The following is a 19,882-nucleotide window of genomic DNA, read 5'->3' as shown; positions in this document are numbered from 1 at the left end:
GGCCCCCGAGGCCGCGCCCGGTGCCCCGGCCGGCTACTTGTCCAGGTGCGCCAGGAAGTCCAGCAGTGCCTCGGTGACCTCGGCCGGGCGCTCCTGCTGCGTCCAGTGGCCGGTGTCCGGCAGCCGGACGTGCCGGTGCAGCCGGGGCGTCAGGTGCGTCAGCAGGTACTGGACCGCCTCCGGGGCGATCATCGCGTTCACCAGGTCCCGCTCGCCGACCACGAACAGCGCGGGCACGTCGATCCGCTGGCCGACGAACGCCGTCATCAGCTCGCTGTTCCGGTCGATGTTGCGGTACCAGTTGAGGCCCCCGGTGAAGGCGTTCTCGCCGTGCCGGGCGTAGTCGGCGGCGAACACGTCGAGGTCCTCGTCGGTGAGCCAGTCCGGCAGGCTCTCCGGCTCCGGGACGGTGTCCAGCAGCTTCTTTCCCTCGGGGACGATCCACGGTCGCGGCTCGCCGTCGGGCTGGATGCCGCAGAGGATGCGGCGCAGGCTGGACTTGACGTCGGCCGCCAGCTCGGCGTCGGCCCGGCCCGGCTCCTGGAAGTAGATCTGGTAGAAGCCCTCGCCGAAGTTCTCCCGGGCCGCGGACAGGGTGCCGGGCCCGGCCGGCAGCGGCGGCACGCTCAGCCCGGCCACCCCGCGCACCAGGTCCGGCCGCAGCGCCGCGGCGGCCCAGGCCACCGGCGCGCCCCAGTCGTGCCCGACCACGACGGCCTTCTCCTCGCCGAGCGCGGCGATCAGCGCCGTCACGTCGCCGACCAGGTGCAGCAGGGTGTAGGCGTCGATCCGCTCGGGCTGCTCGCTGCGGGCGTACCCGCGCTGGTCCGGCGCGACGACCCGGTAGCCGGCCTCGGCGAGCGGCGCGAACTGGTGGCGCCAGGAGTACCAGCTCTCCGGGAAGCCGTGCAGCAGCAGGACCAGCGGCCCCTCGCCCTGCTCCGCGTAGTGCAGCCGTACGCCGTTCACCACGACCTCGCCGTGCTTGATCGCGTCGTTCAACTCGCAACTCCCCATCCGGTGACAACATCCGGTGACAACATCCGTTCACTCCCGACCCTGCCCAGTCGGCCGCCCCCGGAACCCCGGCCGCCGAACGCGGCCGAGGCCGCCCCGGAACCCCGGGACGGCCTCGGCCTGACGTCGACTGACGTGGCGTCAGTTCACGGTGTAGCTGTACGGGATCGCCGCGAGCACCGAACCGGTGGTGTTCAGGGCGTTGTTGGCGGTGGCCACGCCGGTCGGGCCGGACACCAGGTACAGCACGCCCTTGACGGTGCTGCCCTTCGGGCCGGTCGGGGTCAGCGTCACCTGGAGCGTGCCGGTGGCGCCGGGGGCGACGGTCACCGGGGTGGCGGCCGCGGCCGAGGCGTTCACCGAGGCGGCGTACGGGTCACCGGTGCTGGAGGTCAGCGCCGGGTCGAAGGCCTGGGTGTGCGCGGTGGCCGTGATGGTGGAGGTGCCGGCCGGCGCGCCGCCGGTGCCGAACGGGCCGATCTGCTGGACGAAGGTGCTCCAGGTGCCGGGGACGACCGGCTGCTCGGCGGTGCCGTTGTCGGTGACGACCGAGACGGTGGAGCCGTCCTGGGCCTTCTTCAGGTCGCCGAACAGGTCCGGCGAGCCCGTGGTGGCGCTCAGCTCGATCTGCGCCGGCGTCGAGGACGCCGCCACGGCCTTGAGCCGGTCGGTGCCCGGCGGCACCAGGAAGGACGGCACCGCGGAGCTGAGGCTCAGCGGCAGGGTGACGGTCGCCGAGGTGCCCTGCGGCACCAGCGGCACGTCCACCCGGCGGTCCAGCCGGCCGTCGGCCGCGATCCGCTGGGTCGCGACGGTGTTGTTGGTGTAGTTCACCTGGACGGTGACCGGCTTGCCGGCCGCCAGCCTGGTGCGGGCGTCGTTCGGCAGACCGGCCGCGGTGGCCTGGTTCTGGTTGAACGCGATGGTGCCGGTGAAGTCCTGGGCGAGCTCCTGGCCGCTGACCGGGCCGAGCACGTTCAGGACGAACCGCCAGCGGCCGGCGGCCGGGTTGACGGCGGTGGCCGAGACGCCGTTGCCGGTGCCCGCCAGGTTGCCCTGGGCGTCGAACTGCCCGTTGCCCTCGATGTCGACCGGGGTGCCGTTCGGGCTGATCAGCGCGCCCTGCATGAGCAGCTTCGAGTCCTTGCCGACGGTCAGGCCGACCCGCAGGTCCTTCTGGCCCTTCGGGACGTCGAAGGCGTACGAGAAGCTCTGCGTCGGCGAGGCGCTGCGGCCGTTGCCACCGGTGATGGTGCCGGTGAAGGTGCCCTTGCCCTGGCTGACCGGGACGAGGCTGCGCAGCACGACCGGGACGCTGGTGGTGTTGCCGTTGGAGCCGGAGACCAGGACGGCCTCGCTGGAGTCGCCGCTGGTGGCCGGGATGGTGAGCTGGACCTTGAGGGTCTTGGTCTGGCCCGGCTTCAGGTCGGTGGTGCCGGGGCTCACGGCGCCGGCCGGCACCGCGCGCTGGGTGGCGGTGCCGAGCTCGACGGCGCCGTTGTAGCCGGCCTGGCCGGCCGGGGTGTAGAGGACGGCGGTCCACTCGCCGGCCACCGGGTGCGGGACGTCCACCAGGCCGAAGTTCGCCGGGGTGGCGCCGCCCTGCGGACGGGTGTTGGTCTCGAAGCGGCCCGAGGGGTCGAGCAGCGTCATCCGGACCACCGGCCCGTTGGTGACCGGGTTGGGCGCGCCCTGCCAGGCGATCGAGGCCGCGAGGCGGTCGGCGCCGGCCGGGACGGTGAACTTGACCTGCTTCTGCACCCAGTCCGCGCCGTTGGTCGCGTACTTGAAGGTGTCCTTCGAGGACGGGTCCAGCTGCACGGTCTGCCGGTTGCTCGACTGCGGCGCGAAGCTGCGGGTCGTGGCGCTCACCGTCTGGGTGCTGTCACTGGTGTTGGTGACGGACACGTCGGCGGTGTGGGTCGAGCCGGGGGCGCCGGCGATGTCGACCTGGCCGGTGTTGACCACGACGGTCTTCGCACCGTCGGTGCCGTCCCCGTCGTCGTAGCCGCGGGCGGCCTCGACGGCGGCGCGGACGTTCAGCAGGCCGGCGCCCTGCTCCTCGGCCGGCACGCCGAGGTCGGTGGCGGTGCCGGTGAGGAACTTCTTCACCAGCGCCGGGGCGGGCGAGTCGCCGCCGTGGGTGTCGCGGTAGGCCTGGATGACCAGGGCCGCGGCACCGGTGACGAACGGGGCCGACTGGCTGGTGCCGCCGAACGGCTGGATCGGCGAGGGCTGCCCGTTGTAGCCCGTGCAGTCCGTGTACTTGCTGGTGTCGGGCGTGCACAGCGCCCAGTCCGACTCGCCCGGCGCGACCAGGTCGACGGTCCGGCCGGCCTGGGTGAAGCCGCCCGAGGAGAGCGCGGAGATGCGGCTGTTGCTCCAGGTCTTGTTGGAGAACTGGGAGGCCGCGTAACCGGTCTGCTGGTAGTTCTGGTTGTCCGTCGAAGCGCCGACCGCGATCACGGACGGGTCGGTGGCCGGGGTGCCGATCGTGCCGCTGAGGCCGGCGTCACCGGTGGAGACCGCGACGGTGACACCGGCCTTGACGGCCTGCTCGTTGAAGAGCGAGATGGTGTCGTGCGCGCCGCTGTCCGGGGTGACGTTGCCGCCGAAGGACTCGTTCAGCACGTCCACGTGGGCGACCCGCACCGCGTAGTCGATCGACTGGAGGATCGACGAGTTGGACATCATCTCGCCGCCGGCCTTCAGCGCGACCAGGTCGGCGTCCGGGGCGAGGCCGCGGATGCGGATGTTGCAGCCGGCCGGCAGCGGGTGCGAGGAGTTGACGAACTTGGAGACGTCGTAGACCTGGCGGCCCTGGGCGATGACCGCCGAGGCGTCGCCGAAGGCCTCGGCCGCGCCGGTCGGCGCGTCCCAGCCGTCGCCCGCGAAGTCCTGGTAGTCGACCACGGCGTGCGAGCCGTCGGCCCGGATGAAGTCCGGGTTGTTCGGGTCGAGGCCGTCCGCGATGTAGGCGACCTTGACGCCCTTGCCGGTGGCGAGGTCCTCCACGCCGGGCTTGCCGTTGCCGGTGACGGCCCGGGTCGAGTAGAGGCCCTCGGGCTCCAGCAGCGGCTTGGCCGGGTCGGCGGGGCAGACCGTGTTGGTCGCGTTCTCCTCCGCCCCCTGGCCGTTACTGCCCGAAACGGCCTGCGGAGCGGCGTCGGCCTTGGGCGCCTTGGCGGCGGCGGTGTCCTTGGCCGCCTTCGCCTTGGCGGCGGCCGGCGGGGCGACCTGGACCTGGGCGTCCGCCACCACGGAGGAGACGGCCGGGTCGGCCTGGAGCTGGGCCCGCAGGGCGGGGCTGACCGTGGCCGAGAAGGCGTTGCCGACCACGAAGCTCTTGATATCGGTGCCGCCGCCGGCCTTGACCTTGTTCAGCAGCGGCGCCTGTGCGTCGGCGGTCTTCTGCTGCCGGGCGCCGAGGTGGCCGTGGTCGGCCGGGGCGTCCGCGATCTGGTCCTTCATGATGACGATCACCGGCACCGGGGACCCGTCCGTGGACGCCGCCTGGGCGTTCTGCGGTTCGGGGGCCGGGGCCGCGGTCGCGATGGTCCCGAGGCTCAGGACCATGGACGCGGCGGTCACCGTGACGGCGGCCGCTAGCTGGGTTTTCCGCCAGCCGATCATATAAATCCTCTCGTCAGATGGACAGCTGACGCATTCCAACGCACCTGAGAGGATCACGACAAGGGGGTAAATCCCCATCAGAAAGTAAAGTTGACCATCAATCAGTAAAATTCGGAGAGGAAATCGGGTCGAATCCGCATCTTTCAGCCGATCGGCCCTTACCGGATCCGGACGGCCGGCACGGGAGAGCCCCGGCGGACTCCCTTCCCACGCCGCCGCCCGGCGAAACGGCCGCCGCGACGCCCGGGCGTCCCGCGGCGGGACGCCCGGCCCGGTCTCAGGTGCCGGCCAGTCGCTCCTGAGCGTCCGCCAGGTCCTCGGCGGTGGGCGCGTCGTCCTGGGTCAACCGGTGGCGCCAGTAGCCGGTGAAGTCGATGTCCTCCTTCGGCACCCCCTGCTCCTCGATCAGGAGCCGGCGGACCTCCCGGACCGCCCCCGCCTCCCCGGCCAGCCAGACGAAGGGCTCACCCCCCGGCAGCACGCCGTCCCGGAACGCCTCGGTCAGCACGGTGCCCGGGGCCGCGCCGTCGCGGTACAGCCACTCCACCTCCAGCTCGGCGCGGCTCTCCAGCTCCTGGCGTTCCGCCTGGTCTGCGACCTCGATCCACACGTACGCCCGCACCCCCTCGGGCAGCACCCCGAGCAGCGTCGCGAGCGCCGGCAGCGCGGTCTCGTCGCCGGCCAGCAGCACCCAGTCGGCCTCCGTGGCGGCCTCGACGAAGGGGACCTGCGGGGCGTACAGCGCGGAGGGGCCGACCATCCCGAGCCGGTCCCCCGGCGCGGCCCGCTCCGCCCAGGCGGCGGCCGGGCCGGAGTCCCCGTGCAGCACGAAGTCGATCTCGACCAGCCGGGTGCCGGGCCGCCGGCCGCGCAGGGTGAAGCTGCGCAGCAGCGGGCGCTCGGCCTCCGGGATCGCCAGGTAGGCCTGGTACCAGCCCATCGGGTCGTCCTGCCGGACGGGCAGCACCGGCTCGCGCTGCCCGGGGCGCGGGAAGCAGAGCTTCAGCTGCTGGTCCGGGGCGGTCCCGACGGCGTCGGGGAGTTCCTCGGCGGCGAAGGTGATCCGGGCGGTGCGCGGTGTGATCCGGCTGACCTCGACGACCTCGACGAAGGTGACGGGCAATGTCATCGCGAAACCCCTTCGATTGGTAACCTTACGGCATAAAGAGTTGCCGTCGGAGCGATACTTTACGCCATAAGGAGATGTCGGATGACCGTCTACGCCGGGCAGGGCGACGCCCACCGCGCGCTCGCCCTGCTCTGGGGCGCGCCCGAGGAGCCGCGCGCCGGGCGCAGCGGCCCCAAGCCGGGCCTGAGCGTCGACGCGATCGTGTCCGCCGGAATCGCGGTGGCCGACGCCGAGGGCATGGCCGCGCTGTCGATGCGCGCCGTGGGCGAACGGCTCGGCCGCACCGCGATGGCGCTCTACACCTATGTGCCCGGCAAGGCCGAACTGCTCGACCTGATGCACGACCGGGCGCTCGCCGAACTCGCCACCGAACCCCCCTCGGGAGTTCCCGCCGAATTCCCCGGCGGACTCCCGGTGGCCGACACCTGGCGGGAAGCCGTCACCGCCTGGGCCGAGGCCCTGTACGCCTGCTACCTGCGCCACCCCTGGGTGCTCCAGGTCTCACAGGCCCGGCCGGTCCTCGGCCCCGCCGAACTCGCCGCGATGGAGGCGCTGTTGCGCGCACTGCGGCCGGCCGGCCTGGCGCCGGCGCGGCTGCGCGGGGCGGTCGCCGCGCTCTGGCAGTTCGTCCGCGGCCTGGCCGCCACCACCGCCGACGCGCGCGGCGCGGCCGCCGCCACCGGGATCGCCGACGAGGACTGGTGGGCCACCCGCTCCGCCCGACTCGCCGAGCTGGCACCGGACTTCGCGGAGCGCTTCCCCCTGCTCGTCGCCCTGCAGAGCACCGGCGGCGGCGCCCCCGAAGACGGACACCGGGAGGCCTTCCGTACCGGGCTCGCCGTCCTGCTCGACGGCATCGCGGCGGGGGCGCCCTCAGACGATCAGGGCGTGCGCTGACCGTGCCGGGCGCGTTCCAGCCGTGCCGCGCATCCGCTAACCGTGCCGGGCGGCGGGGAGCGCCAGCAGGACACCCAGCACCACCAGGGTGGAGTACCCGGCGATCTCGTGGCCGGCCGGCACCAGGACCCGGACGAAGCCGAACAGCCGGAAGCCCTCGATCCAGGTGGACAGCAGGCCGGAGGCGCCGCCGACGATCAACACGGAGCCGAGGTAGCCGAGCAGGGTCTTCATGCTCCCGAGCCTAGGAATCCGGCCCTCCGCCGGACATCCGACTTTCGGTGCGGGCCGACGCCACCAAAGTCGTCCCTTCCGCGCGGCTCCGACCCGGCTCCTCACAGTGCCTCACCACCCGGCCCGACTCCGGACGGCTCCGGACGGCTCAGCCCGGCTCCGGACGGAGCAGCAGGCCCGGCGGCCCGGCGGCGGCGCGGGTACGTTCGCCGTGTGTTCCCCACCCGCACACCCCTGAAGTCGCCCTCCGCCGCCGTGACCGCGGCCGGAGCCGCCGCCTGCGCCGTCCTGGTCCTCGTCGTCACCGCCCCGGCCTCCCTCGCCCAGGACTCCGTCCCCGCCGTCGGCGGGGAGCGGCTCGGCCGCCCGGCCGTCCAGGTCGCGCCGCTGGCCGGGGCGCCCGCGCTGCCCTCCGACCTGACCGGCCGCTCCTGGCTGGTCGCCGACGCGGCCACCGGCGAGGTGCTCGCCGCCCGCGACGCCCACCTGCCGCTGCCCCCGGCCAGCACCCTCAAGATGCTGTTCGCGGACACCGTGCTGCCCAAGTTCGACCGCACCACCGAGCACAAGGTCACCACGACCGAGCTCGCCAGCCTCGGCGCCGGCAGCAGCCTGGTCGGCGTCAAGGAGAACCTGCCGTACCGGGTCGAGGACCTCTGGCGGGGCGTCTTCCTCAGCTCCGGCAACGACGCCGTCCACGTCCTCGCCCACATGAACGGCGGCCTCCAGCAGACCGTCACCGAGATGCAGGAGCGCGCCCGGGCGCTCCAGGCCCGCGACACCAAGGTCGTCTCCCCGGACGGCTACGACATGGACGGCCAGGTCTCCTCCGCCTACGACCTCACGCTCTTCGCCCGGGCCGGGCTGCGCAACGCCGACTTCCGCTCCTACTGCGCCACCCGCACCGCGCGCTTCCCCGGCGGACTGGACAAGCTCACCGGCCAGCGCACCAGCTTCGACATCGCCAACACCGACCGGCTGCTCGGCAAGTACCCCGGCCTGATCGGCGTCAAGAACGGCTACACCACCAACGCGGGCGCCACTTTCACCGGCGCCGCCGAACGCGACGGCCGCACCCTGCTGGTGACGGTGATGCACCCGGACGCGCAGGGCAGGGTCTACGACGAGGCCGCCAGCCTGCTCGACTGGGGCTTCGCGGCCGCCGGGAAGGTCCAGCCGGTCGGCAAGCTGGTCGACGACACCGCCGCCCCCGCCCCCGCCGGGCCGTCCGCCGCCGCCGGCGGGGCCGAGGCCGGCGAGCAGTTGCCGCCCTGGTCCCGTCCCCCGCTGACCAGCGGCTCCGGCTCGGGCCTCGCCCCCGCCGTCTGGACCGCCGCCGTCCTCGCCACCGCCCTCGCCGCCTGGGCCACCGCCCGCGTCACCGCCCGCCGCCGCACCGCGTCCGCCGCGTCCGCCGCGGCGTACGACGGGGGCGGGGCGACCGCCGTCGGCGGCGCCACCGGCGCCACCGGCGTCGGCGGCCACGGCCGGCACCGCCTCACCCGCCGCGCCCGCACCCTGCTCCGCACCACCCGTACCGGCGGGCCTCCCCGTACCACCCGCGGGCCCCGCGGGACCACACCCGACTGACCGGCGAGGACGGACGGCCGTGGAACTCTGGCTGCTGAACCACTTCTCCACCACCGAGCTCACGTTCCTGGTCGTCGGCGGCTTCGTCGTCCTGGCCGTGGCCTGCAGCCTCCTCACCACCCGCCGCTTCCCCGCCCTCACCGGTGGCGAGAACAACGACATGGTCGGCGTGGTGCTCGGCATGTTCGGGGCGATCTACGGCATCATCCTCGCCTTCGTCATCGTCAACCTGTGGACCGAGCTCCAGGACACCCAGAAGGTGGTCTCCACCGAGGCGACGTCGATCTCCCAGATCGCCCGCGACGCCAAGGCCTTCCCGCCCGACGTCCAGACCGCCGTGAACGCCTCGATCCACGACTACGTGCACGCCGTGGTCGAGCAGCAGTGGCCGCTGATGAGGGCCGGCCGCGGCGACTTCACAGTGACGGCCACCAAGGTGGACCGGATGTACCAGGTGCTGCGCGAGTACGAGCCCCAGTCCCAGTCCGAACAGGCCTTCTACACCGAGGCGTTGGGCAGCCTCAACGACGCGGTCGGGCAGCGCCGGGACCGGATCAACGAGAGCCGCAACGAACTGCCGGTCCTGCTCCAGGTGCTGATCGTGGGCGGCGCGCTGGTGATCCTCGCGCTGACCCTGCTGTACGGGCTGCGCAGCCCGAAGGTGCGGCTGCTGTTCGTCGGCTCGGTGGCCGCGCTGATCGGGTTCAGCCTGCTGCTGGTCCTGGTACTGGACCGGCCCTTCGCCGGGGACCTCAGCGTGAGCCCGACGCCCTTCAAGGAGAGCGCGCTGGCGCAGTTCTGGTGACCGCCCGTCTCCGCTGCCCGGGATGGTGCCCGGGGCCCTCTAGACTTCCGGCCATGACCACGCCCGACCCCTCCGCCGCGGACCGGCTCGCCCGGATCGTCCAGCTCTCCTCCGGGAGCTACCTGCTCGTCACCACGTACAGGAAGGACGGCACCGCCGTGCCGACCCCGGTGTGGGTGGTGCGCGACGGGGAGGCGCTCGGGGTCTGGACCGTCGCGGACTCCTGGAAGGTCAAGCGGATCCGCAACCGCGCCGACGTGCTGGTCGGCCCGTGCGACGTCAAGGGCCGCCCGACCGGCGAGCAGTACCCCGCCACCGCCGAGCTCCTCGGCCCCGAGCGCACCGCCGCCTACCGCACCCTGCTGCGCCAGAAGTACGGCCTGCTCGGCGTGCTCACCCTGCTCGGCAGCCGGCTGCGGCGCGGCGAGAGCGGCACCGTCGGCATCCGGATCACGCTGACGGACTGAGCGCCGACGGGCCGGGCGCTGACGGACCGGGCTACGGGTGCGGGCCCGCCAGTGCGCTGGGCAGCCCGACGAACCCCGACTCCGGCCCGAACCGCTCCTCCAGCCCGTCCGCCAGGGCGTTCAGCGCGGCCGCGCCGTCGCCGTGGAAGGACGAGCCGTGCATCACCGCCAGGGTGCGCGGGCGCAGCTCGGCGAGGGAGCGCAGCGCGGTCGCGGCGGCCGTCAGGCAGGAGGTCTGGCGGAACAGCCCCTCGGATTCCAGGGCCGATTCGACCAGGTCGGCGTCGGTGACGGCGGGCCCGTTGCCGAGGTGGGTGAACAGGTCGCCGCAGAACAGGGTGCGGGTCTGCTCCTCGAACAGCACCCGCGCCTCCCAGCCGTGCGGCACGTGCGCGGTGTTGATGTTGCGCACCCGGCGGCGCACCTGGCGCCCGCCGAGGTCCAGCACCTCGCCGTCGTCCATCGGCACCGGCGGGCGGTCGGCCAGGTCGTTCAGCGAGACCAGGCAGCCGAGCGTGTTGTGCGCGACCCGCGCGTGCGGGGCCGCGGCGAGGAACTCGTTCATCGCCCCGCACTCGTCCGCCTCGACGTGGCCGAAGGTCACCCACCGCAGCCGCTCCACCGGCAGCACCCGGCCGACCGCCTCGGACACCGCCGGGAACAGCGAGCGCATCCCGGTGTGGAAGATCAGCGGCTCCTCGGCGTCGACCAGGAACTGGTTGAAGGTGAACCCGGCGGGCGGGGCGATCTCCGGGACGAAGGTCGAGATCCGGTAGATGCGTTCGGCGATCTCGTCGATGCGTGTGTCCATGGGCCCGTTGCCTACCCGAGCCGCCCGGGGCCGGCGCTCAGGCGGCACCGGACATGCCGCCCGCGTCGCCGGTTCGGCCGAGCGGCGCGGCTCCGACCGGCCACCGCGGAACCCGGCCTGGCGGCGTGGCAGGCTGGCGGCCATGGACGAGAACGAGGCCGGGCCGCTCCCGCTGCTGGTGGTGGACGGCGCGAACGTGGTCGGATCGGTGCCGGACGGCTGGTGGCGCGACCGGCGGGGCGCCGCCGAGCGGCTGCGGGACGCGCTGGTGGCCGTCGCCGAGCGGGGCGTGCCGGAGCACCCCGGCCCGTTGGAGGTGGTGCTGGTCGTCGAGGGCGCGGCCCGGGGGGTGGACGGCGTGCCCGGAGTACGGGTGGTGGCGGCGAGCGGCAGCGGCGACGACCGGATCGTGGAGCTGGTCCGGGCCGAGAAGGCCCGGAACCCCGCCCGCACCTGCCTGGTCGCCACCGCCGACCGCGAACTGCGGGCCCGGGTCGGCGTGTCGGGTGCCACCGCCATCGGGCCGCGCAGCGTTCGGCCGTAGCCGTGCGATATGTCTAGTCGGCCTGGGTGGCGTACATGCCCCAGTGGATCGACGGGTCCGAGGTGTGCGCGGTGAACAGCAGGTCCCGGCCCGGGCGGGCGGGGACCTCCACCGAACCGACGCCGGTGGAGTCGACCGGGCACTGGACCGTGAAGTCGACCGGCGCCGCGCCGCCGATGTGCACGTCCACCGAGCCGCCGCCCCGGCAGCCGAGCGTGAACGTGAACGGCTGCGACGGGTTCACCGAGGCCGTCACGGCGCCGCCGTCGCCGATCCAGTCCGGTATCCAGATCAGCCCCTCCGGCCCCGGGTGCGGCAGGATCTCGCCCGTCCCCGGCTGGCCGGGAACCGCGGCGGGCGCCTCGGCCCCGCTCCCGGCCGGCTGCGCCACCGCCGTCCCGGCGAGGGCGAGCACCGCCCCCACCGCCCCGGCCACCGCCGCGAAGCCGTGCTTCCCCGTACGCTTCATCGCTGGTTCCCCCTTCGGTGTTCCTCGGTCCGCACGCCCGGTGTTCGGCGTGCGGAGCAAACCTACGACGCCCCACTGACAAGGGACACCCGCCGGGGCGCCGCCCGGCGGAGCGGCCTGGCACCGCCGGTTCGGGAACGTACGGGAACCGGTTCCGGAACGTACGGGAACCAACCGCGTCGCCCGTCCGACTGCTGGGGGGTGAGTGCGAAGTCGCCGGGAGTCCGGCCGTTGAGTGTGCTGGCGGGGTTCGTCCTGCTGCTGGTGGTGGTGTTCGTGGTGGCCTACGGGGTGGGGCGCCAGGTCGGCCCGGTCGCGCCCGGGTTGCGGCCCGGTAGCGGGGGCGGCGCGTCGCCCGGGATGGACGGGCACGGCATGGGCGGGATGCGGTGAGCGCCGTCGCCGAGCCCGTGGTCGCCACCGATCTGGCGGTCGGCGGGATGACCTGCGCGGCGTGCGTGGGCCGGGTGGAGAAGCGGCTGGCCCGGATCGACGGGGTGACGGCCGGGGTGAACCTGGCGACCGGACGGGCCCGGGTGCTGCACCCGGCCGGGGTGCCGGTCGCGGAGCTGGTGGCGGCGGTCGAGCGGGCGGGCTACACCGCCGAGCCGCTGCCCGCCGGGGCGCCGGTCGGGGTGGCGGCGGAGGAGCCGGACGAGCGGTGGCGGCTGCTGGTCACCGCCCTGCTGGCCGTCCCGGTGCTGGTGCTGTCGATGGTGCCGTCGGCGCAGTTCACCGCCTGGCAGTGGGTCTGCTTCGCGCTCGCCGTCCCGGTGGTGACCTGGGGGTCGGCCGGGTTCCACCTCCGCGCCCTGCGGGGGCTGCGGCACGCGGCGGCGACCATGGACACCCTGGTCAGCCTGGGTGTGGTGGCCTCCTTCGGCTGGTCCGCGTACGCGCTGTTCCTCGGCGGGGCGGGCGATCCGGACATGCGGATGCCCTTCTCGCTGACCGCCGACGGCGGCGGCACCGCGCACGTGTACCTGGAGGCGGCGGTCGGCGTACCGCTGTTCGTGCTGGCCGGGCGGCTGCTGGAGGGCCGGGTGCGGCGGCGCAGCGGGTCCGCGCTGCGGTCGCTGGCCGAGCTGGGCGCCAAGCAGGTGTGCCTGCGGGGGGCGGACGGCGAGGAGCGCCTGGTGCCGATCGAACTGCTGCTGCCCGGGCAGGAGTTCGTGGTGCGGCCGGGCGAACGGGTGGCCACCGACGGGGTGGTGGTCGACGGGGGTTCGGCACTCGACCTGAGCCTGCTGACCGGGGAGAGCGTGCCGGTCGAGGTCGGCCCCGGGGACCGGGTGGCGGGCGCGACGGTGAACGTGGGCGGCGCCCTGGTGGTGCGGGCCACGGCGGTCGGCGCGGACACCCAACTGGCCCGGATCACCGCGCTGGTGGCGGAGGCCCAGGCCGGCAAGGCGCGGGCGCAGCGGCTGGCGGACGCGGTGGCCGGGGTGTTCGTGCCCTGTGTGCTGGCGGTCGCGGCGAGCGTGCTGGGCTTCTGGCTGGGCGCGGGCGCGGCCCCGCAGGCGGCGGTGACGGCGGCGGTCGCGGTGCTGGTGGTGGCCTGCCCGTGCGCGCTCGGGCTGGCCACGCCGACGGCGCTGCTGGCGGCGACCGGGCGGGGCGCGGAGCTGGGCGTGCTGGTGCGCGGCCCGGAGGTGCTGGAGAGCCTGCGCCGGGTGGACACGGTGGTGATGGACAAGACCGGGACGCTGACCACCGGCCGGATGGAACTGGCCGCCGTCACCACCGCGGACGGTCCCACGCAGGACGAGGCCCTGCGGCTGGCCGGCGCGGTCGAGCACCGCTCCGAACACCCGATCGGCCGGGCCGTCGCGGCGGCGGCCCGCGAGCGCTGCGGGCCGCTGCCGGCCGTGACCGGCTTCGCGGCCGCCACCGGGCTCGGGGTGTCCGGGACGGTCGAGGGCCGGGCCGTCCGGGTCGGGCGGCCGGACGACGCCGCGCTGCCGCCGGCCCTGGCCGAGGCGGTGGCGCAGGCCGGGGAGGCGGGCCGCACGGCCGTCGTGGTCGAGCTGGACGAGCGGCCGGCGGCCGTCCTGGCGGTCGGCGACACGGTGCGCTCGGGGAGCTGGCGGGCCCTGCACCGGCTGCGCGGACTGGGCCTGGAGACCGTACTGCTGACCGGGGACGGCCCCGGCGCCGCCCGGGCGGTGGCCGCCGAGCTGGGCATCGAGCGGGTGCACTCCTCGGCCTCCCCCGAGCGCAAGGCCGAGGTGGTGGCCGAACTGCGCGCCGCCGGACGGACGGTCGCGGTGGTCGGCGACGGCGTCAACGACGCCGTGGCACTGGCCTCGGCGGACCTCGGGGTGGCGCTGGCCTCCGGCAGCGACGCCGCGATCGGCGCGGCCGGGCTGACCCTGGTGCGCGGCGACATCGAGGCGGTGGTGGACGCCGTACGGCTGGCCCGGCAGACCCTGGCGACCATCCGGGCCAACCTGCTCTGGGCCTTCGGCTACAACCTGGTGCTGATCCCGCTGGCGGCGGTCGGACTGCTCAACCCGATGCTGGCGGCGGTCGCCATGTCGCTCAGCTCGCTGCTCGTGGTGGGCAACAGCCTGCGGCTGCGCACCTGGGAACCGGGGCGGGGACAGCGCAGGGGCCAGGGCCAGGGACAGGGACAGGGACAGGGACAGCGCAGGGGAGGACGACGGTGAAGGCCTGGAAGCGTCTCGGGGCGGTCGGCCCGCCGGTCGGCGCGGCGGCGCTGGCCCTGGTCCTGCTCACCGGCTGGACGGCGTTCGGCGGGGCCGGCCGCGACCGCCCGGTGGAGGCCGGACCGGGCTGGGTGCTGCTGCCGACGGCCGGCGCGGCCTCCGCCACGGCGGCCTTCTTCACGATCCGCAACCCGGGCGACATACCGGACGAACTGACCGGTGCCAGCTGGGAGTTCGGCGGCCGGATCACCCTGAAGCGGCACCTGCACCAGGGCGCGGCGGGCCGCTGGGAGCCGGCCCCGGCGCTGCCGGTGCCGGGCCGCGGCGAGCTGCGGATGACCCCGGAGGACGCGGACCTGATGATCGCCGACCCGCCGCCGCTGCGGGCCGGCCAGTGGGTGGAGTTCACCCTCACCTTCCGGCACAGCCCGCCGCTGCGGCTCGCCGCCCAGGTGCTGCCGGCGGCCGAACGGCCGCGCTGAACGGGCGCGCTGAAAACGTCAGGGCGTGTCCCGCGGACCGGAAGGATCCGCGGGACACGCCCTGACCTCATCGGCTCAGGAAGGCCGCTCCCCGAGCGTCTCCTCGACCGCCCGGCGCGGGGTGGCCGCCCCGGGCGGGCCGTACCCGGCCCGCAGGACCAGTTGGACGTGGCCCGGCCCGGCGGCCGGGTCGCGCAGCGCCCAGCGGGTGTCCGGCCACTCGATCGCCTGGTGCCAGACCGTGAGCCGGACGCCGTGCAGCGTGGCCAGCAGCCAGACCCGCTCCAGCGCCTGCCCGGTGCGCAGCCAGTCCGGCGGGCCGTCGCCGCGGGTGGTGAGGGTGCACAGCTGGGGCAGCGCCTCGAAGCGCTGCGAGGGCGGCTGCTCGGGGGCCTCCGGCGGGCGGCCGCCGAACTCGCGCATCGGCACCCGGGCGTCGTGGTCCTGCGGGCCGAGCGCCGACCGCGGGATGCCGTCCTCGGCGGTGCCGTCGTCGGGCCGCAGCCAGGCGCGGGACTCGGCGGCCCTGGCCGGGTCGGCGGCGTTGCGGCGCTCGGCGTCGGCGGTGAGCTCCTGCACCCGCCGTACGCCCTCCTCCTCCAGCGCGGCCAGGGTGACGCCCTCCTCCCGGGCGGCGGCCATCAACTCGCCGATCACCGCCTCGGGCACGTCGCGCTGGGTGAAGGGCTCGCGGCTGGAGTGCCGGGCGGCGATGGCGGGGTAGAGGTCGCGACCGAAGGGCGCCTCCGCGACGGCCGGGCGGGAGAGGTCGAGCACGGCGAGCAGCCCGGGCTCGGCGACGTCCGGCAGCAGCCGGACCAGCGGTTCCCGGTCCAGCCGCCCGGCCGCCACCCGCAGGTTGAACACGGCCGCGCCGACCGCGATGTGCACGGCCGCGCCGGCCGGGTCGGCCAGCGGTACGGAGCGACCGGTGTCGGCGTACACGGCGAGCCCGCGCCCGTCCGGCGTCGGCACGAAGCGCCAGGGCTGGCTGTTGTGCAGCGACGGCGCCGCGCCGCCGGCGGCGGCGAGCAGGCGCAGGTCGGCCGCGCTGAGCATCTGGGTGAGAGCCGGGTCGAGCGTCATGGCGATCCACTCCTTCAGCCGCTGGGCTTCGGCATCAACCGCGGGGTCAGGGCGGGCCCGGAGGTCCCGCTGCTTCCGAGCGTGCGCGCCCGGCCGCGCGGACGACAGGGCCCTTGGGCCCGTCCTCACGACGGCCGGGCGGGGGGCCTTGGCGGGCACAGGCCCGTCCGGTGGATCGGGACGGGGGCGGATCCACCGGACGGGCGTCCGTCACCCGTGCGGGACGACCGCGACGGGAGCCTCGGCGTGGTGCAGGACGGCGTGCGCGACCCGGCCGAGCCGGGGGCCGAACTCGATCGGGCGGCGGCCCCGGCCGACCACCACCAGGGCGGCGCCCGCGGAGGCCTCGACCAGGGCGCGGGCGGCCCCGAGCTGCACGTCCTCGACCACCTCGACGTCCGGGTACCGCTCGCGCGGTCCGGCCAGGGCGAGCGAGAGCAGCTCGGCCTCCAACGCCTCCAGCTGGCCGAGCTCGGCGGCCGGGACGGCGCCGCCCGCGTAGCCGAACACCGGCGGCAGGTCCCAGCCGTGCACCGCCCGGACCCGGGCGCCGCGCAGGGCCGCCGCGCGGAAGGCGAAGTCGAGCACCTCCGGCTCCGGGGTGTGGGCGTCCACGCCGACCACCACCTCGCCCTTGCCGCTCTCGCCCGCCGTTCCGGCCTCGCGCACCACGACCAGCGGCACGGTGCTGCGCCCGGCCACCGAGATGCTGACCGAGCCCAGCAGCAGCCCGGTGAAGCCGCCGCGGCCGCGCGAGCCGAGCACCAGCAGCTCCGCCTCCGCGGCGGCGGCCAGCAGACCGTCCACCGGCGCGTCCAGGACGGCGTCGGTCTCCACGGTCAGGTCCGGGTACAGGCCGCGGACGTCCTCGGCGGCCTCGGCCAGGGTGCGGCGGACGGCCTCGGGCAGGTCGTCCGACTCCGCGAAGGAGGACACCCCGTCGGTCAGCCACGGCCAGGCGTGCACCAGGCGCAGCGAGGCGCCCCGGCGCACCGCCTCGGCGGCGGCCCAGTGAACGGCCGCGGTGCTCTGCGGCGACCCGTCGACCCCGGCCAGCACGGTTGACGTCATGTCTCTTCCTCCACACTGTCGACACGCTGTCGACGCTCGGCGGTTCGGTGCGGGCCGCGGTGCGCTCTGACGCCCCGTCCGCTCCTCCCCCACCCTGACACCCGCACACGGCCCGGCGGCAGAGGCCGCAGGACCCTCCGCGACGGGACGAAAGGCCCGCCCGACGGAGCCTACGGCCGACCCCGCCGTCCCGGCCACCGACACCGGGGCACTACCTTGAACACGGCAATCCCGCTGGTCGGACGGCACCCGAGTCGGGTCGGGCGGCGGGGGCCGTCCGGACGGTGGGCGGGGTGCGTCCGGACGGTGGACGGGCTGGTCAGGGCAGGACGACGAGGAGGACAGCGGTGGGCGGAGCGGACGGCGGCGCGGCGGGTGGCGGCGCGCGGATGCCACGGCTGCGCCTGGACGAGCTGCTGGAGGAGCTCCAGTGGCGGATCGACGCGGCGCGCGGCACGCAGAACCGGGTGCACAGCCTGTTGGAGGCGGTGCTGGCGGTCGGGCGTGAGCTGGACCTGGCGCAGGCGCTGCACCGGATCGTGGAGGCCGCCGCCGACCTGGTGGACGCCCGGTACGGGGCGCTCGGGGTGATCGGGCCGGACGGGCACACCCTGTCGCAGTTCCTGACGGTGGGCCTGAGCGAGGAGGAGATCGCCGAGATCGGCCCGCCGCCGTCGGGCCGGGGCATCCTGGGCGAGCTGATCCGCGAGCCGCGGCCGCTGCGCTGCCCGGTGCTGTCCGACCACCCGGCCTCGGCCGGCTTCCCGGCGAACCACCCGCCGATGCACACCTTCCTGGGGGTGCCGGTGCGGGTGCACGGCGAGGTGTTCGGCAACCTCTACCTGACCGACAAGCGCGGCGGGCTGGACTTCGACGAGGACGACGAGGCGGTGATCTCGACCCTGGCGGTCGCGGCCGGGGTGGCGATCGACAACGCCCGGCTGTACGAGGAGGCGCAGCTGCGCCAGCGCTGGCTGCGGGCGAGCACCGAGATCACCCGCAGCCTGCTGTCGGGGGCGCCGCGGCTGGAGGTGGTCGAGCTGATCGCCCGCCGGGCCCGGGAGATCTCCGGCGCCGAGCTGGCGGACGTCTCGGTGGCGCTGGCCGGCCCGGAGGAGCGGGCCGAGGAGCTGACGGTGGAGGTCGCGCTCGGCGCCGATCCCTCCGCGCGGCTGGGCGTGACGGTGCCGGTGGACGGCACGCTGTCCGGCGCCGCGTACGCCTCCGGTTCGCCGGCCACCAGTGACGAGCTGGCCTCCGACACCCGTTTCCCGGCCGGTCCGGCGGGCCGCTTCGACGGGCTGGGCGCGGCGGTGGCGGTGCCGCTGGGCACCGGTGCCGGGTACGGGCGGGGCGTGCTGCTGCTGGCCCGGGCGCAGGGGCAGCCGGCTTTCGGGCCGGAGGAGACGGGCCCGCTGCTGGGCTTCGCCGACCAGGCCGCGCTGGCCCTGGAGCTGGCCGAACGGCGTCGGGACGCCGAGCAGTTGAACCTGCTGGAGGACCGTGACCGGATCGCCCGGGACCTGCACGACCTGGCGATCCAGCGGCTGTTCGCGACCGGGATGACGCTGCAGAGCGCGGGCCGGCTGATCGAGAGCCAGGCCGCGGCGGACCGGGTGGCCCGGGCGGTCGCCGACCTGGACGAGACCATCAAGATCATCCGCTCGACCATCTTCGGCCTGCGCGCCCACAGCGAGCCGGACCGCGGCCTGCGCGCCCGGGCCACCCGGGTGGTCACCGAGGCCCAGGGGCCGCTCGGCTTCGCGCCCCGGCTGAGCATGGAGGGCCTGCTGGACACCGACGTGCCGCAGGAGCTGGCCGGGCACGTGGTCGCGGTCCTCGCCGAGGCGCTCAGCAACGCCGCCCGGCACGCCGGGGCGTCCCGGGTCGAGGTGACGCTGCGCGCGCTGGCCGGGCGGGTGGCGCTGACCGTGACGGACGACGGCGTCGGCGTGCCCGAGGGCGGGCGGCGCAGCGGGCTGCGCAACCTGGCCGAGCGCGCCGACCGGGTCGGCGGCTCGTTCACCGTCGACCCGGCCGAGGGCGGCGGCACCCGGCTGGCGTGGGAGGCCCCGGTCGGGTCCTGAGGTCTGCTCCCCGCGGGGCGGTCAGCCCCGCAGGGCGCCCAGGAAGGCGAGCAGGTGGGCGTTGAACTCCGCCGGCCGCTCCATGTTCGGGTAGTGCCCGGTGCCCTCGACGGTCACCGCGCGGCCGTCGACGACGGTGCGGACGACCCGTTCGGCCAGGTTGACGTGGTCCGCGGAGTCGATGCCGCCGTTGATCGCCAGCAGCGGGACGGTGATCCCGGTCAGCCGCTTCCAGGTGTCGGTGACCGGCACCAGGTACTGGGGGTCGTCGGGGGTGTGCTTGGAAATGGTGTTCCGGGTCATCTCCTTGAGCCTGCGCACCACCTCCGGGTCGACCTCGTCCAGGCGGCGGTGCGGCCCGGAGGCGAGCCGGGTGAAGGAGTCGATCCAGCCCTCGCCGTCGCCCTCGGCGAGGGCCGCGGTCTGGTCGGCGGCGAGTTCGCCGAGCCACGGGTCGGTGAACTCGGACTCGCTGGTGCCGTTGCCGCTGATCACCAACGCGCGGACCAGCTCCGGGTGTTCGAGCGCCAGGTCGAGGGCGATCGTCCCGCCCATGGACAGCCCGATCACCGTCAGCGGGCCGAGGCCGAGGTGGCGCAGCAGGTCCGCCAGGTCGTCGGCGGGCCGGAACGGCCGGCTCGCGTTGTCGGAGGCGCCGTGGCCGCGGGTGTCCAACGCGATCACCCGGTACGCGGGCAGCAGGGCGGGGAGCTGGTCCGCCCAGCTCCGGTGGTCCAGCAGGCCGCCGTGCAGCAGCACCAGCGGCTCGCCCGTACCGGCGTCGAGGTAGGCGAGGCGGCCGTGGCCGCTGTCGAAGAAGCACAGGTCATCGGTGGAACCGGTAACAGTGGATTCAGTCATGACGACAATTTTAGGTCGTGTGACCTATAT

At 75.0% G+C, this 19,882-nt stretch carries 18 protein-coding genes; 9 read left to right on the top strand and 9 right to left on the bottom strand.

What is annotated here, in order from left to right:
• Positions 1–33: 33 nt before the first annotated feature.
• The 3 genes from ACLWS4_RS12095 to ACLWS4_RS12085 form a co-directional block, all read right to left on the bottom strand.
• A complete protein-coding gene (locus ACLWS4_RS12095) occupies positions 34–1,002 on the bottom strand; it encodes an alpha/beta fold hydrolase (protein WP_380739456.1) in 969 nt (322 codons plus the stop codon).
• A 156-nt stretch (positions 1,003–1,158) separates the two neighbouring features.
• Positions 1,159–4,593: a S8 family serine peptidase gene (locus tag ACLWS4_RS12090; protein ID WP_416874083.1), complete on the bottom strand. Its 3,435-nt coding sequence runs from the start codon at positions 4,591–4,593 to the stop codon at positions 1,159–1,161.
• A gap of 334 nt (positions 4,594–4,927) precedes the next feature.
• Positions 4,928–5,779: a siderophore-interacting protein gene (locus tag ACLWS4_RS12085; RefSeq protein ID WP_416874082.1), complete on the bottom strand. Its 852-nt coding sequence runs from the start codon at positions 5,777–5,779 to the stop codon at positions 4,928–4,930.
• A gap of 81 nt (positions 5,780–5,860) precedes the next feature.
• Here ACLWS4_RS12085 and ACLWS4_RS12080 point away from each other — a divergent pair, with 81 nt between their 5' ends.
• Entirely contained in the window at positions 5,861–6,676 is an 816-nt protein-coding gene (locus ACLWS4_RS12080; RefSeq protein WP_416874081.1) for a TetR/AcrR family transcriptional regulator, read from the top strand.
• Positions 6,677–6,712: 36 nt separating this feature from the next.
• Here ACLWS4_RS12080 and ACLWS4_RS12075 read toward each other — a convergent pair whose 3' ends face one another.
• Positions 6,713–6,910, bottom strand: coding sequence for a hypothetical protein (locus ACLWS4_RS12075; RefSeq protein WP_049660802.1), 198 nt, complete (start codon positions 6,908–6,910; stop codon positions 6,713–6,715).
• 213 nt (positions 6,911–7,123) lie between these two features.
• Here ACLWS4_RS12075 and ACLWS4_RS12070 point away from each other — a divergent pair, with 213 nt between their 5' ends.
• The 3 genes from ACLWS4_RS12070 to ACLWS4_RS12060 are packed head-to-tail and all read left to right on the top strand — an operon-like array spanning position 7,124 to position 9,772.
• On the top strand, positions 7,124–8,500 hold the full coding sequence (locus tag ACLWS4_RS12070) for a D-alanyl-D-alanine carboxypeptidase family protein (protein WP_416874080.1): 1,377 nt from the start codon (positions 7,124–7,126) through the stop codon (positions 8,498–8,500).
• A 19-nt stretch (positions 8,501–8,519) separates the two neighbouring features.
• Positions 8,520–9,305 (top strand): DUF4239 domain-containing protein, encoded by a 786-nt coding sequence (locus ACLWS4_RS12065; protein ID WP_074003706.1) that lies wholly within the window; start codon positions 8,520–8,522, stop codon positions 9,303–9,305.
• A gap of 53 nt (positions 9,306–9,358) precedes the next feature.
• The gene (locus ACLWS4_RS12060; protein WP_416874079.1) at positions 9,359–9,772 is read left to right on the top strand and encodes a PPOX class F420-dependent oxidoreductase; all 414 of its coding nucleotides are present in this window, start codon (positions 9,359–9,361) and stop codon (positions 9,770–9,772) included.
• A gap of 31 nt (positions 9,773–9,803) precedes the next feature.
• Here ACLWS4_RS12060 and ACLWS4_RS12055 read toward each other — a convergent pair whose 3' ends face one another.
• Positions 9,804–10,583: a hypothetical protein gene (locus ACLWS4_RS12055; protein WP_049659151.1), complete on the bottom strand. Its 780-nt coding sequence runs from the start codon at positions 10,581–10,583 to the stop codon at positions 9,804–9,806.
• A 142-nt stretch (positions 10,584–10,725) separates the two neighbouring features.
• Between ACLWS4_RS12055 and ACLWS4_RS12050 the strand changes: the two genes are divergently transcribed.
• Positions 10,726–11,127, top strand: a complete 402-nt coding sequence (locus tag ACLWS4_RS12050; RefSeq protein WP_074003708.1) for an NTP pyrophosphohydrolase — start codon at positions 10,726–10,728, stop codon at positions 11,125–11,127.
• Positions 11,128–11,140: 13 nt separating this feature from the next.
• Here ACLWS4_RS12050 and ACLWS4_RS12045 read toward each other — a convergent pair whose 3' ends face one another.
• Positions 11,141–11,596, bottom strand: coding sequence for a hypothetical protein (locus ACLWS4_RS12045; protein ID WP_074003709.1), 456 nt, complete (start codon positions 11,594–11,596; stop codon positions 11,141–11,143).
• A 231-nt stretch (positions 11,597–11,827) separates the two neighbouring features.
• Between ACLWS4_RS12045 and ACLWS4_RS12040 the strand changes: the two genes are divergently transcribed.
• The 3 genes from ACLWS4_RS12040 to ACLWS4_RS12030 are packed head-to-tail and all read left to right on the top strand — an operon-like array spanning position 11,828 to position 14,747.
• The gene (locus ACLWS4_RS12040; RefSeq protein ID WP_158077736.1) at positions 11,828–11,989 is read left to right on the top strand and encodes a hypothetical protein; all 162 of its coding nucleotides are present in this window, start codon (positions 11,828–11,830) and stop codon (positions 11,987–11,989) included.
• A complete protein-coding gene (locus ACLWS4_RS12035; protein WP_416874078.1) occupies positions 11,986–14,265 on the top strand; it encodes a heavy metal translocating P-type ATPase in 2,280 nt (759 codons plus the stop codon). The genes ACLWS4_RS12040 and ACLWS4_RS12035 overlap by 4 nt, the downstream gene beginning before the upstream one ends.
• Positions 14,262–14,747: a copper chaperone PCu(A)C gene (locus tag ACLWS4_RS12030; protein ID WP_049658911.1), complete on the top strand. Its 486-nt coding sequence runs from the start codon at positions 14,262–14,264 to the stop codon at positions 14,745–14,747. The genes ACLWS4_RS12035 and ACLWS4_RS12030 overlap by 4 nt, the downstream gene beginning before the upstream one ends.
• 75 nt (positions 14,748–14,822) lie before the next feature.
• Here ACLWS4_RS12030 and ACLWS4_RS12025 read toward each other — a convergent pair whose 3' ends face one another.
• Both ACLWS4_RS12025 and ACLWS4_RS12020 read right to left on the bottom strand, forming a co-directional pair.
• Positions 14,823–15,833, bottom strand: coding sequence for an Acg family FMN-binding oxidoreductase (locus ACLWS4_RS12025; RefSeq protein ID WP_416874077.1), 1,011 nt, complete (start codon positions 15,831–15,833; stop codon positions 14,823–14,825).
• 210 nt (positions 15,834–16,043) lie between these two features.
• Entirely contained in the window at positions 16,044–16,904 is an 861-nt protein-coding gene (locus ACLWS4_RS12020) for a universal stress protein (protein WP_416874076.1), read from the bottom strand.
• 389 nt (positions 16,905–17,293) lie between these two features.
• Here ACLWS4_RS12020 and ACLWS4_RS12015 point away from each other — a divergent pair, with 389 nt between their 5' ends.
• The gene (locus tag ACLWS4_RS12015; protein WP_074003842.1) at positions 17,294–18,991 is read left to right on the top strand and encodes a GAF domain-containing protein; all 1,698 of its coding nucleotides are present in this window, start codon (positions 17,294–17,296) and stop codon (positions 18,989–18,991) included.
• 21 nt (positions 18,992–19,012) lie between these two features.
• Here ACLWS4_RS12015 and ACLWS4_RS12010 read toward each other — a convergent pair whose 3' ends face one another.
• On the bottom strand, positions 19,013–19,852 hold the full coding sequence (locus tag ACLWS4_RS12010) for an alpha/beta fold hydrolase (RefSeq protein ID WP_117486647.1): 840 nt from the start codon (positions 19,850–19,852) through the stop codon (positions 19,013–19,015).
• Positions 19,853–19,882 lie beyond the last annotated feature (30 nt).

The sequence above is a fragment of the Kitasatospora sp. SC0581 genome, from assembly GCF_048159585.1.
In the GTDB taxonomy this organism is placed as follows: domain Bacteria; phylum Actinomycetota; class Actinomycetes; order Streptomycetales; family Streptomycetaceae; genus Kitasatospora.
The sequence above is the reverse complement of the archived record's forward strand: the minus strand, read 5'-3'. Positions and strand labels throughout refer to the sequence as shown.

Coding starts and splice junctions, on each gene's coding strand:
- ACLWS4_RS12090 (WP_416874083.1), bottom strand. CDS start 4,593: ATGGTCCTGAGCCTCGGGACCATCGCGACCGCGGCCCCGGCCCCCGAA.
- ACLWS4_RS12085 (WP_416874082.1), bottom strand. CDS start 5,779: ATGACATTGCCCGTCACCTTCGTCGAGGTCGTCGAGGTCAGCCGGATC.
- ACLWS4_RS12080 (WP_416874081.1), top strand. CDS start 5,861: ATGACCGTCTACGCCGGGCAGGGCGACGCCCACCGCGCGCTCGCCCTG.
- ACLWS4_RS12075 (WP_049660802.1), bottom strand. CDS start 6,910: ATGAAGACCCTGCTCGGCTACCTCGGCTCCGTGTTGATCGTCGGCGGC.
- ACLWS4_RS12060 (WP_416874079.1), top strand. CDS start 9,359: ATGACCACGCCCGACCCCTCCGCCGCGGACCGGCTCGCCCGGATCGTC.
- ACLWS4_RS12055 (WP_049659151.1), bottom strand. CDS start 10,583: ATGGACACACGCATCGACGAGATCGCCGAACGCATCTACCGGATCTCG.
- ACLWS4_RS12050 (WP_074003708.1), top strand. CDS start 10,726: ATGGACGAGAACGAGGCCGGGCCGCTCCCGCTGCTGGTGGTGGACGGC.
- ACLWS4_RS12045 (WP_074003709.1), bottom strand. CDS start 11,596: ATGAAGCGTACGGGGAAGCACGGCTTCGCGGCGGTGGCCGGGGCGGTG.
- ACLWS4_RS12025 (WP_416874077.1), bottom strand. CDS start 15,833: ATGACGCTCGACCCGGCTCTCACCCAGATGCTCAGCGCGGCCGACCTG.
- ACLWS4_RS12020 (WP_416874076.1), bottom strand. CDS start 16,904: ATGACGTCAACCGTGCTGGCCGGGGTCGACGGGTCGCCGCAGAGCACC.
- ACLWS4_RS12015 (WP_074003842.1), top strand. CDS start 17,294: ATGCCACGGCTGCGCCTGGACGAGCTGCTGGAGGAGCTCCAGTGGCGG.
- ACLWS4_RS12010 (WP_117486647.1), bottom strand. CDS start 19,852: ATGACTGAATCCACTGTTACCGGTTCCACCGATGACCTGTGCTTCTTC.